At 48.8% G+C, this 12810-nt stretch carries 14 protein-coding genes; 13 read left to right on the plus strand and 1 reads right to left on the minus strand.

All coding sequences use genetic code 11. The features are described from left to right. Positions 1–9 precede the first annotated feature (9 nt). The 13 genes from AXFE_RS08215 (at position 10) to AXFE_RS08280 (ending at position 11992) form a co-directional block, all read left to right on the plus strand. The gene (locus AXFE_RS08215) at positions 10–1746 is read left to right on the plus strand and encodes a thiamine pyrophosphate-binding protein (RefSeq protein WP_052605414.1); all 1737 of its coding nucleotides are present in this window, start codon (positions 10–12) and stop codon (positions 1744–1746) included. A 48-nt stretch (positions 1747–1794) separates the two neighbouring features. Next, on the plus strand, positions 1795–2169 hold the full coding sequence (locus AXFE_RS08220) for a cupin domain-containing protein (RefSeq protein WP_052605403.1): 375 nt from the start codon (positions 1795–1797) through the stop codon (positions 2167–2169). 58 nt (positions 2170–2227) lie between these two features. Then, complete coding sequence (locus tag AXFE_RS08225; RefSeq protein ID WP_052605404.1) at positions 2228–3268, plus strand: ABC transporter substrate-binding protein; 1041 nt, start codon at positions 2228–2230, stop codon at positions 3266–3268. A gap of 315 nt (positions 3269–3583) precedes the next feature. Then, on the plus strand, positions 3584–4432 hold the full coding sequence (locus AXFE_RS08230; RefSeq protein WP_082058586.1) for an ATP-binding cassette domain-containing protein: 849 nt from the start codon (positions 3584–3586) through the stop codon (positions 4430–4432). After that, positions 4432–5472, plus strand: a complete 1041-nt coding sequence (locus AXFE_RS08235; RefSeq protein WP_052605405.1) for an ABC transporter permease — start codon at positions 4432–4434, stop codon at positions 5470–5472. Before AXFE_RS08230 ends, AXFE_RS08235 begins: the two co-directional genes overlap by 1 nt. A 1231-nt stretch (positions 5473–6703) precedes the next feature. Then, a complete protein-coding gene (locus AXFE_RS08245; protein ID WP_160291783.1) occupies positions 6704–7555 on the plus strand; it encodes an IclR family transcriptional regulator in 852 nt (283 codons plus the stop codon). 34 nt (positions 7556–7589) lie between these two features. Further along, complete coding sequence (locus AXFE_RS08250; protein ID WP_082058585.1) at positions 7590–8456, plus strand: acyl-CoA dehydrogenase family protein; 867 nt, start codon at positions 7590–7592, stop codon at positions 8454–8456. A 186-nt stretch (positions 8457–8642) separates the two neighbouring features. Next, positions 8643–9575: a ketopantoate reductase family protein gene (locus tag AXFE_RS08255; protein ID WP_200891230.1), complete on the plus strand. Its 933-nt coding sequence runs from the start codon at positions 8643–8645 to the stop codon at positions 9573–9575. A 58-nt stretch (positions 9576–9633) separates the two neighbouring features. Beyond that, positions 9634–9789 (plus strand): hypothetical protein, encoded by a 156-nt coding sequence (locus tag AXFE_RS19960; RefSeq protein WP_160291784.1) that lies wholly within the window; start codon positions 9634–9636, stop codon positions 9787–9789. Positions 9790–10169: 380 nt separating this feature from the next. Further along, on the plus strand, positions 10170–10607 hold the full coding sequence (aroQ, locus tag AXFE_RS08265) for a type II 3-dehydroquinate dehydratase (RefSeq protein ID WP_052605410.1): 438 nt from the start codon (positions 10170–10172) through the stop codon (positions 10605–10607). Between the two features lie 158 nt (positions 10608–10765). Then, a complete protein-coding gene (locus tag AXFE_RS08270; RefSeq protein ID WP_052605411.1) occupies positions 10766–11113 on the plus strand; it encodes a CoA-transferase in 348 nt (115 codons plus the stop codon). Between the two features lie 162 nt (positions 11114–11275). Then, entirely contained in the window at positions 11276–11479 is a 204-nt protein-coding gene (locus tag AXFE_RS08275; protein ID WP_052605412.1) for a hypothetical protein, read from the plus strand. Positions 11480–11779: 300 nt separating this feature from the next. Continuing rightward, positions 11780–11992, plus strand: coding sequence for a hypothetical protein (locus AXFE_RS08280; RefSeq protein ID WP_152625956.1), 213 nt, complete (start codon positions 11780–11782; stop codon positions 11990–11992). A 195-nt stretch (positions 11993–12187) separates the two neighbouring features. Here the strand turns inward: AXFE_RS08280 and AXFE_RS21405 are convergent, their stop codons facing one another. After that, positions 12188–12457 carry an integrase core domain-containing protein gene (locus tag AXFE_RS21405; RefSeq protein ID WP_052605365.1) on the minus strand — a complete coding sequence of 90 codons (270 nt, stop codon included), beginning with the start codon at positions 12455–12457 and terminating at the stop codon, positions 12188–12190. Positions 12458–12810 lie beyond the last annotated feature (353 nt).

Consider the following 12810-nt stretch of genomic DNA (forward strand, 5'->3'; position numbering starts at 1 on the left):
AATCCCTCAATGACCGGCGCAGAGGCGTTAGTCAAGCAGCTTGAACTCTACGGAGTAGAGTACGTCTTTGGACTCTGTGGTCATACTAACATAGCTGTTTTGGACGCTCTCAGTCGGAGCCCGATCGAATTTATTATCAATCGTCATGAGCAAACAGCAGCTCATGCGGCTGATGGATATGCCCGCGCATCGGGCAAACCAGGGGTCCTTCTGAGTCATGTAGGTCCTGGCATGATAAATGCCGCAACCGGGGTATACACAGCCGCACTGGATTCGGTGCCGCTAATTGCCATCGCCGGTGACGTGCCAAGTTACTACTATGGGCGTCATCCTCATCAAGAGATCAATATCCACAACAACGCCTCGCAGGCTGACGTCTATCGTCCGTTTGTAAAGCGGGCGTGGAACGTTGAACGAGTGGAGGATCTTGTGCGCTTTACTGAGCGTGCATTCTGGACCGCCACTTCTGGACGTCCGGGAGCAGTTCTTCTGAATGTACCAATGGACATGTTTTCACGTAGACTTCCATCTACCTACAATTTCCCCCCACCCCTACCAGCCCGGTCGACTTCCCCTCGACTGGGCTATGGGGTCGCGGAGTCTATTGCTACAATGCTGGTAGATGCCAATCGGCCACTTATCTACTTAGGCGGAGGCATTCGAACCAAGGAGGGACTGGCCGCTCTGGTCTCTCTCGCCGAACACCTAGATATTCCGATTGCTCATTCGCTGATGGGCAAAGGTGCAGTCAGCGATGATCATCCCCTGGTGATTGGAATGACTGGTTTTTGGGGATCGACTTTTACTAATGGGTATGCTAGAGAGGCCGATGTTGTTCTTGGCTTGGCTACCCGTTTTGCAGAGACCGATTCAAGCTCCTGGATGCCTGAATACACCTGGCAATTTCCACCTTCTCGACTTATTCAGATCGATATCGATCCTGATGAGATTGGACGTAACTACCCTGTGGAGATTGGCGCGGTAGCCGATGTCAATCAGGCGGTTATTGAGATTGAAGCTGCCCTGAAGATTATGGCGAAGGACGGCGTTAATAAGCCTGAGCTGCGCGAAGATATCAAAGCTATGAGGGAGGGTCTCTGGGCTCGCACTAAAGAGAACGGATCAAGCGATCAGTTCCCGTTGCGGCCCGAGCGAATATTGCAAGACCTTTTGGAAACCCTGCCAAGTGATGCTGTATTGGTTACTGACGTAGGTTGGAATAAGAACGGTGTTGCTCAAGGCTACAAACTTCCGTCTCAGGGTAAATTTATAACACCTGGTGGAGCTTCTACCATGGGATTCGGGCCTGCCGGGGCTATCGGGGTTCAAATTGCGTTGCCAGACCGAACGGTGATTGCATTGATCGGTGATGGTGGAATGAGCGCTCAGCTTCCCGCAGTTCCAACTGCGGTAGAGCAAGGCCTCCCCATTATTTGGGTTGTCATGAATAACCGAGCTCACGGTACGATCGCCGATTTAGAGTATGGAAACTATGGTCATAGTTTTGGTACCATCTTTCAGGATCGCAACGGGGCATCCTATTCTCCAGACTTTGCCGCATATGCCAGGGCCTGTGGTGCAGATGGCTATGCGATCTCTTCGCCCCAAGAGTTTAAGAAGTCACTTTTAGACGCTCTTGAGCTTAGGCGCCCAGCTCTTTTGGATGTGCCTATGGTCAATGAGCCGGTTCCAACTCCAGGCCACTGGAACATTAACGATATCTACCAGGGTCGATTTTTCGACTGACGCTAGGGTCGTGCTTTTTCAAAATTACGAAAGGAAATAAAAGAGACAATGACACAGATAATTGATCCGTTCGAGGATGGTTCGCCGCTATGGCTGGGCCTGGACGAGGAGGGGTTTCGTCGGAAGGTATTCAAGGTACTTGGTTCCGATCTGCGTGATAGTGAATTCTTAAACGCCGGACTTACCATCTTTGAGCCAGGGGAAGCTTCGTCGCTTCATAATCATCCAGACTCTGAAGAGATTGACTTTATTGTCAAGGGATCCGGAGAGGTCTGCGATGAAGATGGAAATCGTAATCCATTTGCCGAGCATACCTTTATGTACATAAAGAAAGGAGTGCTTCATCAACATATAAATACTGGCCGTGAACCATTATGGTTGATTTGGATCTATGGTCCACATGGGGATCTACCAACTACTTAAAATGACGCTAGAGCGTCAAAAACAGTTTTTTACAACGCGCAAACTACAAGGAGAACAGATGCGTATCAATATCAGAAAGCATAATTGGGGGGTTCGCCGAATGATGGGTTTAGCATCAGTCGCAGCGTTGGGAGCGATCGCAGCCGCGTGCGGATCGACTTCAGCCTCTACTACTACAACTACCGCTGCGGCCAGTTCCTCGACTACCGCTGCCAAAGCGCAATATACACTTGCTTACGTTCCGGGTGTAACTGGGATTGCATTTTATGATTCATTGGCAGCGGGCATGAAGTCTGAAGCGACGAAACTGGGGATGAAGTTTATCTACCAAGGGGCGGCGGCATTTAGTCCTTCGGCTCAAACGCCAATAGTAAATGGTGTTTGTACGCAAAAGCCCAGCGTACTAGTTGTATCGCCGACCGACCCAGTCGCGATGGCGCCTGCAATCAATTCCTGCCTAAGTGCGGGTATCCCGGTTATTACTACGGATACGACTTTGACCGATGCATCCAAGATCACAAGTCAAATCACTACCAGCAACGCAGAAGGTGGTAAGCTCGCCGCTGACTTTATTGGTAAGGCAATTGGCGGATCGGGCCAAGTAGCAATCCTTAGCATCTCCGCGACAGCTACAACTCAGGTTGCGCGAGCCCAAGGCTTTGAAAATGAGATCAAAGCCGCATTTCCAAATATTTCAGTAGTAGCACTGCAATATACGGGTCAAGCGATCGCCGACAGCACAACCGCGGTCAATGCTCTTATGTTAGCTCACCCCGGGATCAAGGCATTCTTTGCGGTTTCAGGTACTGGTGCAGAGGGCGCAGCAGATGCATTTTCAGCCAATGGAACCACTGGAAAAGTGACAGTAGTTGGATTTGACGCAGGTCCGAACTCTGTCAAGATGCTCCAAGCTGGCCAAATTTCAGCATTAGTAGCTCAGCAAGCAAGCCAAGAGGGCGTTCTTGCGGCCCAGTATGCTTATGACAAACTCACTGGCAAGACCTCGTCCATAACGGCGACGGTCCAGTTGCCAGATGTTTTGATTACAACTGCTGATTCCAAGCTTGCAAGTTTCTCGAAGTACTTCTACAAGTTGTAGTTTTTGCTTGAATGAGCGCTTGTTCATAGTGTATTGCCGGAAGTTATCGCCTTGATGTGGTCAGGTCTCTTCCGGCGGTCCAATTTCTAAGGCAGCTTGTGTGCGCTAGATCAGAAACTCGATTCGATCTTTGACCATCTGGCTGTCTTAATTACACCTAGCAGACTCTAGGCGGGTTGGTATCTCCAAATATGGGTAGGTATAGCTATGGCGGGGTCTTTGGGGGTAACAACTGCTACATAGGTGCCCAAGTTTCAAATATAAAGATATATGCGAACGCGAGTACCTTCGAGCTCAGAACGCGATCTAGTGTTTATGGAGGGTAAATTGATCAGTTTGACTAATATCGCTGACTCGGTTGAAAATAGGGGGCACAACGTGAGCGCACGTTTGGCAGTACGGAATGTCAGCAAACATTACGGTGGCGTGCATGCCCTTAAAGACGTGACCTTAGAGGTTAACGGAGGAGAGGTTCTGGGGCTTGTCGGTGACAACGGAGCTGGTAAGTCAACTCTGCTGAAGATTTTGGCCGGAGCCGTAGCTCCCTCGGAGGGTGCCATTGAGGTAGACGGAGAAGAGTTCGTCTTTACTACGCCACACGCAGCCAAAGAAGCTGGAATTGCAACTGTCTATCAAGATCTAGCACTCGCCGCCCAACAGGATGTAGTCTCCAATTTCTTCCTAGGACGCGAGATTGTCTCCAAGAATCCAATTGGACGACTATTTGGCTGGTTGGACCGCAAGGAGATGCGTGACCATACCATCAAAGAACTAGCTCGTCTTGGCACCAGGATTCCCGATGTGACCCTGGCTACGCGTGAGCTCTCAGGTGGACAGCGCCAAGCACTCGCGATAGCACGAGCCGCTGCATGGACCTCTAAGGTTCTATTACTGGATGAACCCACAAGTGCCCTTGGGGTCGAACAGCAGGCCCAAGTTCTTGAGCTGATTCGTCGTGTGCGAGATCAGGGGATTGCGGTAATATTTATCAGTCATCAGATGCAAGACGTTATGGACGTCTGTGATCGTGTCGTGGTTCTGCGCCTTGGACGGGTTGCTACGACCCTTGGTTCATCCGAATTAACGAGCGAAAATCTAATTGGATATATAACGGGTGCTAAAATTGGCGACGCCGTTGCGCCAATGGCTGAAAGAGAAGGATAATGGCTACCAACCTGCAACTCCAATCCGCTTCCCTAACGCCGCCTCCGTCGAAGGTTAGCGGTCTTGTGCGTCGTGGTCGCAACTCCATGCGCGATCTGTGGATGGGTGGCCTTTTATTAATTTTGATCATTGCCTTTGGGATAAAGGCTCCAACTTTTTTTTCTCGTGCTAGCTGGTTGAATACATCCAACACTGCGCTTGAAGTGCTACTGGTAGCACTTGGTGAGACCTTCGTGATCTGCACTGCGGGAATCGATCTATCTGTTGGTGCAAACCTAGGTTTTTCAGCGATGGCTGGCGCGTGGGCTATGTCGCATTTGTTTAGCGTCGGTGCGGGATCTGATATTGGGATCGTGCTCGTAGGTGTAGTTGCTGCAATTATCACCGCTGCATTAGTTGGTGCATTGAACGGTGCGCTCATTGCATGGGCTAATGTGCCACCATTTGTAGTTACTCTGGGTACGCTTGGAATGACGACGGGGCTCGCTGATCTAATCAACAATGGTCAAGAGATTTCAGCAATCCCAACCTCAATTGCTCATGTCGGGAACCTGAATATCGGTGGATGGATGCCGATTCCTGTTGCATTTGGTGCCATTATAACCATTATATGTGCTCTTATTCTGGCTAAAACTCGATTTGGCGCCCACACTTTGAGCCTAGGCGACTCTCGGGAGTCGGTGATTCGCTCGGGAATTAACGATAAGCGCCACATCTTTAAGGTCTATGTTCTCGCAGGAGTCTTAGCAGGAATTGCTGGAGTGATCGTGATGGGTCGTCTCGGTGCTGCATCACCTACCTCGGGAAGCTCTGATAATCTCAGCGCTATAGCAGCAGTGGTTATTGGAGGTACCAGTCTTTTCGGAGGACGAGGCACCATCTTGGGCACTGTTTTTGGAACGGGTATTATCGCTGTTTTGCTTACGGGTCTAATCGTGATAAATGTGCCGCCATTTTGGCAAGAGGTTGCCGTAGGTGCTGTTTTGATTGCGGCAGTTTATGTTGATCAACTGCGAGGCAAGCGCCGAGCAAAGGCCTGAGAGTGGCTTTTTGGGAAGATGCGATTATGCAGAAGCTGAATTGAATATCTCAAGTGCGCTCGATCTATAACTAGCAATTGCAATTAGTGACATTGGTGTTATGGATGAATGCTTTCGATTATTGGTGGTTCACCTATCGTCTTGTTGCTTTGTTGATCACGAACGAGACTCCTGAAATCTAACCATAGATCGTCAAAGGCGATTAAAGTAGTTGCCTTTCTTGCTGGATGACCGAACTATTTCAAGACCATCTCAGCGGTAGCATGATAATTGCTAACCTTAATGGTTTCTATCTGCGGGACGTTCTTGAATCTATTGAACGAGGTGCGCTTTGCCTGATGCAACCCACTTTAGAGTAGCTTTGGCAATAGTGAAGAATTCGATGTAATGGCTCGGTGCTATCATTGGGTAGCGGTTTGCTATTGCTTGTTTAGTGTAGCTTTATGATTTGGGCAAGAGGTTCCTTCGCTAAGGGAACTTGGCTAATTGCTAGTGGTCCATTGCTCCACTTGGCTTTAAATGGCTGGGAGTTATCTTAATTTCTCTTGGCGCGGCCAAGACCGTGGCGGTCCTATTTAGAGCAATTTTTACACGAGATCAATTTGTTAGTTTTTTGTTGTCTTGGGATCGTCGCACCAGCAATATCTCCACATGATGCGCGGGGTCTTGAAGTCGAGGGCCGCCGTGGCCGAGGCCGCTGTGGGGAATTTGAATCAGGAACGCTAGGAGCTTTAAATATTTCAGAATCGATTCCTTCACTTTCCCCGAAGCTTTGAACTCTCGTTTGGGTAGAATTTCACACACCCTCATAGCCCCCAAATTTAGTCACCCATTGGTAGAACAGATGGCACCAAGAGATTGCCAACATTGGACATTTCAAGGTAAACAGTGGAAGTAGTTCGCGGGCGGCAATCTTATATGGGACCACCTTTGTTCGTGGAGACGATCCTTTGTTGAAGCGGTTTGACTACTTCCGTGAGAGGATTACCTAAAAGGTGGCGTAGCGTTGTCGGTTTTGCTGGGCTACAGCGCGAACCCTGTGGCCTCTCCTGCAATGGGTTTGAATCGTGATTATGAAGTGCAATTTGCGTCATGGTAATCATTTTGCGAAGCTCAATAAACTGAAAGTCTTGTTAGTTTTCGAAATCTTCCCTAGATATTTCCTGAAGTGGATTGGAATGACGTTCTAGAATGAAATCATGTTCTGCTCTATAGGTTTATGGCAAACCCTTTGGTAGCAAGTGCATTTGAAGTGGTAGGTCTGCTATCCAAGAGCAGTGAGGGTGTTTGCCTTGGCGCTATTTCCGACTCCCTTTCTCTGCCAAAGAGCGGTGTTCACCGGCTCCTGGGCCAACTTATGGAGATCGGTTTGGTGCGCCAGGGCGTCGAAAGTGGGCGATATTTTCTGACGCTAAAGCTACTTTCACTCGCCTTTGGCCATTTGACATCATTGGGCGTAGCCGATGCCGCTTCACCGTTCCTCGATCAATTGGCAAGCGAGTCAGGTGAACTTGTTCGCTTGGCAATTGTTGAAGCGGACAGGTTGGTCTGGATTGCTAAAGCGCAAGGTTCGAACTCGGGATTGATCTATGATCCTCAAATGGGTGCCGAGGTTCCCCTCTTTTGTACCGCTAGTGGGTTATATGCATGGCTTTGTCACCTTTTCGACAGGGAGGCCGTGAGGTTGGTTTTAGAGCAAGGGATCTTCTTGCCTCCTCAAGCGGGGCCGAACGCCCCGGCATCGGTGGTGCAACTACTTGACGTGCTCGAGCAGTCTCGCTTTCTCGGATACTCTTTAGTTCAAGAGTGCTCTGCACCTGGGATGTCCGCAATTGCTTGTGCCCTTAAACATCCGAATTCAGGGTCCGTGCTAGGTATTGTCAGTATTGGCGGTCCATCAATTCGGTTATTGCGAGAGCATTTGGACGACCTTATTGAGCCGTTAATGGCGGCTGCCTCTTCATTGGATGCAATCTGCTCGACCTCGCCTTACCTTTCTTCGGCTCATCCAAATATAATGCAGCGACTGAATTGGTTCAATACCTTAAGAATTAGGATATTCTATGGACTTCAAAATCAATGAGGAGCAGCTTTTATTAGGAACTGCTTGACGTTTCATTTCCTCAGAACTAAATCCCCTACAAGATGAGGTGGAAGAGAAAGGCTATTTGGATTCCGAGATGGCCAGTGCAATCTTTGAGAAGTCAAATACCTTAGGACTATATGCAATGAACGTTCCGAGTGAGTTTGGTGGAGCTGGACTTTCTGCACTAGAGACGATGATGGTCGAAGAGCATTTTGGCCATACCATCGATATTTTAGCGAGACGTGCCTTTCGAAATGTCTATGAAGTCCACTTTGGATGCGATGAAGCCCAAAGAGATAGGTGGCTCTATCCATGCGTGAGCGGGGACCGCACTGTCTCGATAGCGATAACTGAACCGGAGGCTGGTTCTGATGCTAGGGCCATCACTACCAAGGCTCAAAAAGATGGCAGTGGTTGGCTGTTGAATGGTCGTAAGCACTTGATTAGCGATGGATTGTTTTCTGACTTTTTCGTCGTATCGGCTGTAACCGACCTAAGTACTGGTGGCCGAAGCATCTCATTGTTCTTAGTTGACAAAGAGTCTCCTGGAGTCGTTGCAGCCCGAGATCAAAATATGATGGGGCTTAAGGGAACAAGCCACGTTGAGTTGTTTTTTGATGACGTTCATCTTGACGCGGATAGCCTTATTGGCGAATTGGAAAGCGGCATGCGTCAGATTCGGACGACACTTGGTAGGGTTTGCTTGGCCCAAGTGGGTGCTCGCTCGGTTGGGAAGTCCGCTCAGATTATGGACTTAGCCGTTGATTATGCTCGAACTCGTAAACGGTTTGGAAAGTCCATTGGCGAATTTCAAATGATCCAATCGATGATTGCGCTAGATACAATGAAGTTGGGTTCGGGCCTCTATGACACCACTTCAAGCGGCGGCTGGTCTTAAGTGTTTGATTTGTTCTGAACCTTGTGACCCCTACGGCGGTAGTTCCCGTCGACTTTGGTGTTGTTGTTTGGATTAGATTTGATTCTAATAGTGGTGGCGTTCCTAATTGATGCGACCATAGTCGTTGTTTTGCCCCAGGTTAGAAGCGGTTGTTTAAAATATTTGGAAGGTCAATGGTGTGAATAGATGGGCATGTCGATCTGTGTGGTGGGTGCTGGAGCGCTCGGGAGTGCTTTCGCCGCCCTGCTCTTAGATAGTGGCTGTGATGTTACGCTCCTTTGCCGGCGAAGCGAGCACGTCAAGGAGATAAATGAAAATGGTTTGGCGGTCAATATTGATGGTCAAACCAAGGTGTCGATGGTAAGGGCAACTGCCGATTCTCGCGATATACCGGTCGTCGATTTGATTATAATTTTGGTCAAATCAAGGCAAACTAGGGGAGCTATTCAAAGTGCTCTTGGCGTGGTAGGGGGAAAGAGTAGTGTTTTGACTATTCAAAATGGTCTCGGAAATGAAGAGATATTGGCTGAGGTGGTTGGCGCTGACAAGGTCTTGAGTGCCAGGACTTATGTAGGCAGTGCTCGGAACCACTTGGGCCAATTTGAGGTGACTATTCAAAATAAGGAGACCGTTATCGGTGAAACAGATGGCAGAATTACTCCGCGACTTGAAAAAATAGCCCGGACTTTTGGCGACGCCGGACTGTTGACCGTGATTTCTCAAAACATAGTTGGAACGATTTGGGACAAGCTTTTGGTGAATCTGGCTACTGGAGCGCTTAGCGCGATTACCAGGCTTGCCTATGGCGACCTATATGAAATTGAAGAGGTGGAAAGATCCGCCTTTGAGATTATCACTGAGGGTATAAATCTTGCAGATGCCCTAGGGGTAGAAATCACTGAGCGAAATCTTAAGGTGATCTGGGAGCATGCCAGGGTGCGATTGCCCAGAGGCTTCAAGGCGTCGATGCTTCAAAGTGTCGAGAGGCGCGAATTGACGGAGATTGATTTTATCAATGGTGCGATTGTGCGGCTTGGAGTGCGCTTTGGCATAGCCACTCCGGCCAATAATGCAATGTTGGCAGCTCTCAAGGGGATAGAGAGATCCTTTATTAGTTAGCTAGAAGGGTCTGCATTCCGATCTTTGGGTAGATGGAGGCGAGTTGAAGGAGTTAAATTTGTCAGATAGGACTATCTCTGGTCTCGACCACGTAGCAATTCTAGCTCGAGACATTGAATGGCACCGGCGTTTTTTCGAGGAGGCGTTGGCGATGAAGGTCACACTCGTCGATGGAGCTGAAGATATCCCTTCTCAGCTCTGGATAGTGAGGTGAAATCCAATTGATTAGCGATCCGAATTTTTCTGAATTTTCCGGGCAATTGTCGCATCTGGGCGTCAAGACCAGCAATGTTGACCAAGTTGAGCGAAAAACTCTCGCCCTTGGAGCCACCGAACTGCCTCGTGGTCTTAATTGGATCCGCTTTCAAGGAAGTGTATGCATTGAGCTACTCCAGTTTGATTAAGGGGTACTAGAAATCTTGGTCGTCTCCTGGACTCAACGGAGCTCACACTGTGGTCCAAATTGACAATCAAAGGTTTAGACGAGACGAGGTAAGGGTACTTTCGATTATCTGGAAGGGCGAATTGTCAATTCGATAGAGAGTGCACTCGGTAAGTATGTTGATATGTTTATCCAAACGAAGGGAAATGTAAGTGAAAAAAGTACTAGTTGTCAATGGTCCGAACTTGAATATGCTAGGTCGACGGGAGCCAGCGATCTATGGCTCGGATTCGCTGGCAACGATAGAGGCTCGATTGAAGGCTCTGACAGGCGAATTAGATGTGAAGCTTGAATTTTTTCAGTCAAATCATGAAGGCGCTATCATTGACGCAATTCATGCGACGTTTAGTAATCACGACGGAATCGTAATCAACCCCGGTGCTTTCACTCACTATAGCTATGCGATTAGGGATGCATTAGCCGCAGTTAGGGTGCCTTTTGTCGAAATCCATATATCAAATGTTCACGCACGCGAAGCTTTTCGACATACCTCAGTTTTGGCGGCGTTAGCCGTTGGTCAAATTAGCGGCCTTGGCGTTTATGGATACGAGCTAGCACTACGGGGCCTATTGCGAAGCCTCGAATCCTAATCCTGAGTGTGATGCAAATGATCACCTGGCTCGTAGCTCTGGCTGCGAGCAATAGATATCTTTGCACATCCGGCACTTTAGTTCGAAATCGGCGGCTCATATGGCTCTTTGAATAGTCTTGAGTCGCCTATGTGCTTTATTTCTAGCACGAGAAAATATTGAGGAAGGGCATATTAGAGAAGTTTCAGCGAGAAGATCTAATCCCTGAACGACTGGGAACTACTACAGCCTTGATGGAAGCACGCGCTGCGGTTGAGTTAATTCCAGATGGAGCTATGGTGGCTATTTGTGGTGCCGGTGGGGGAATGACCGAGGCTACGTCTTTGATTGAAGCCCTTAGCGCTCGCTACGTCGCTAGCGGGTCTCCGTCGAAATTGACGTTGGTCCATACCTCTGAGCTGGGAGATGGAGGAGATCGAGGAATCTCTCCACTGGCGCTCAGTGGACTGAGTTCAAGGGTAATTGGTGGTAATTGGGGAGTCGCCCAAGCTAGCAGAGATGGCTGAGAACGAAGAGATCGAGGCGTACAGCTTCCCTCAGGGAGTAATAGCTCAACTCCAGGACTCCTGACATGGTTCCCGGCAAGTTTCTGTAAATTAGCCTCTGAGCTGGAAGAATGATCCTGTAAATGATCGTTTCCAGAAACTAAATGTGATACAATAGAAGAGATGGAAACCACCTCAGAGAACCAGAATTCCGGACTGATGATCGGTCAGCCGCCATTGCTACTGGTTCCCAAAGAAACCCTCCCAATCGGTGATTCGGCGGGCGTCTACGAAGACGAGCGTGGTGGTGCAGTCTTCATCTGGGGCAATGTCGTCTACACCTGGGGACCGGGTGACGAGCCGCTTAGACGGCTTGCTGCCGTATAACTTGTAGAGACTGGCGCTGCATGGCCAATCGAGGTTTCACGTGCTTTCGGGATCAAACCCAATGCCTTGTGGCGTTGGCGCAGAGACTTCGCAGAATTCGGTCTCGCCGGTCTCATCGATGCGAAGAAAGGTCCGAAGTCACAGCGCCTAGTAACCGAAGAAGTCGCTTCCTACATCAAGGAACTGCGAAATAGCGGAAGAACGATTCAGTCGATAGCTGATGAGCTCGGTATTCTACCTGTCCGGTCCGTCAGGCACTTGGCCGCCTTGGTCCGAAATCGAAGGTATCAGCGGTAATCGATGAGTCGGATACATGTGATCTCGATCTCGGACACCGAAGGTGACGAGATAGAGCTTGCCGGGGCGATAGATGAGTCTAAAGGTGACATAGGGGACGACTCTTTTGTTGCTGTGGCTGAGTCATCTGCAGGTACTGGACTTCTTTCGATTCCGCTGCTTCCGATTCCATTGCCTGTGGCGGGTCCCCCATTTAATGGTCCAAAATTAATGTGATTTTTGGATCGGGTTGTTTTTAGGGGTTAGCGACTCTAAGGAAAATTCATAGAGCTTTTTGTTAATTAGTAGTAGTAGCTGGTTGAAAGAGCCTGTGGTCGAAGATCGTTGGATTGTGCGTAAACGCGAAGCGTTTTCCACATTTCAACTTTCGTTTGCGTAGCAATCGTCCACAACTCAATCAACCTTTCTTCCTCAAACCCTCACGAAACACGCCGGAGCGTACCAACCTCGTCGTTTATACGACTTGGTAAGCACCATTCGTTGGTCTTGTGCGGTGAGTTCTAGGAATCGTGTCGGAGATAGGTATCCAAGAGAGCTGTGACTTCTAAATTCATTGAAGTCATCGCTATAGATATCTAGCAGCGCTTGTGCTTCTTCGACGCTCTCGAATAGATCGCCGTTGAGAAATTCATCTCTTAATCTGGAATTGAAAGATTCAACTCTGACCCCATAAAGCTGCACTGGGCCATGGAGATACGGGTTCGGTAGGCATAAGGGTTACGCCCATTTCAATTGACCATTCCGAAAGAGCTTTCGAGATGAACTCTGGTCCGTTGTCACACCTTATTTAGATAGGATGACCTCGGCTTGCTACGATATCATCCAGGACGGCAATAACCCCTAGTGAATCGATCGATCTGGCTGTTATTGACGCTAGGGCTTCCCTCACAACCTAGGGCTTGACTATTAATCAATGATACTAAAGGATCTTGATAGTACGAGTATCGGTTGTCTGGTCGAATTGAAAGTCAAGTGCCCATGAAACGTTTTTCTCCAGAGGAACGTGGTAGCCCATGGATTGTCGTGACTAGAAG

Source organism: Acidithrix ferrooxidans (assembly GCF_000949295.1).
GTDB lineage: Bacteria > Actinomycetota > Acidimicrobiia > Acidimicrobiales > Acidimicrobiaceae > Acidithrix > Acidithrix ferrooxidans.

Excerpts from the sequence above, each read along its gene's own strand:
- AXFE_RS08220 (WP_052605403.1), top strand. The coding sequence starts at position 1,795 with ATGACACAGATAATTGATCCGTTCGAGGATGGTTCGCCGCTATGGCTG.
- AXFE_RS08235 (WP_052605405.1), top strand. The coding sequence starts at position 4,432 with ATGGCTACCAACCTGCAACTCCAATCCGCTTCCCTAACGCCGCCTCCG.
- AXFE_RS08225 (WP_052605404.1), top strand. The coding sequence starts at position 2,228 with ATGCGTATCAATATCAGAAAGCATAATTGGGGGGTTCGCCGAATGATG.
- AXFE_RS08215 (WP_052605414.1), top strand. The coding sequence starts at position 10 with ATGACCGGCGCAGAGGCGTTAGTCAAGCAGCTTGAACTCTACGGAGTA.
- AXFE_RS08275 (WP_052605412.1), top strand. The coding sequence starts at position 11,276 with ATGGAAACCACCTCAGAGAACCAGAATTCCGGACTGATGATCGGTCAG.
- AXFE_RS08255 (WP_200891230.1), top strand. The coding sequence starts at position 8,643 with ATGGGCATGTCGATCTGTGTGGTGGGTGCTGGAGCGCTCGGGAGTGCT.
- AXFE_RS08280 (WP_152625956.1), top strand. The coding sequence starts at position 11,780 with ATGAGTCGGATACATGTGATCTCGATCTCGGACACCGAAGGTGACGAG.
- AXFE_RS08230 (WP_082058586.1), top strand. The coding sequence starts at position 3,584 with ATGGAGGGTAAATTGATCAGTTTGACTAATATCGCTGACTCGGTTGAA.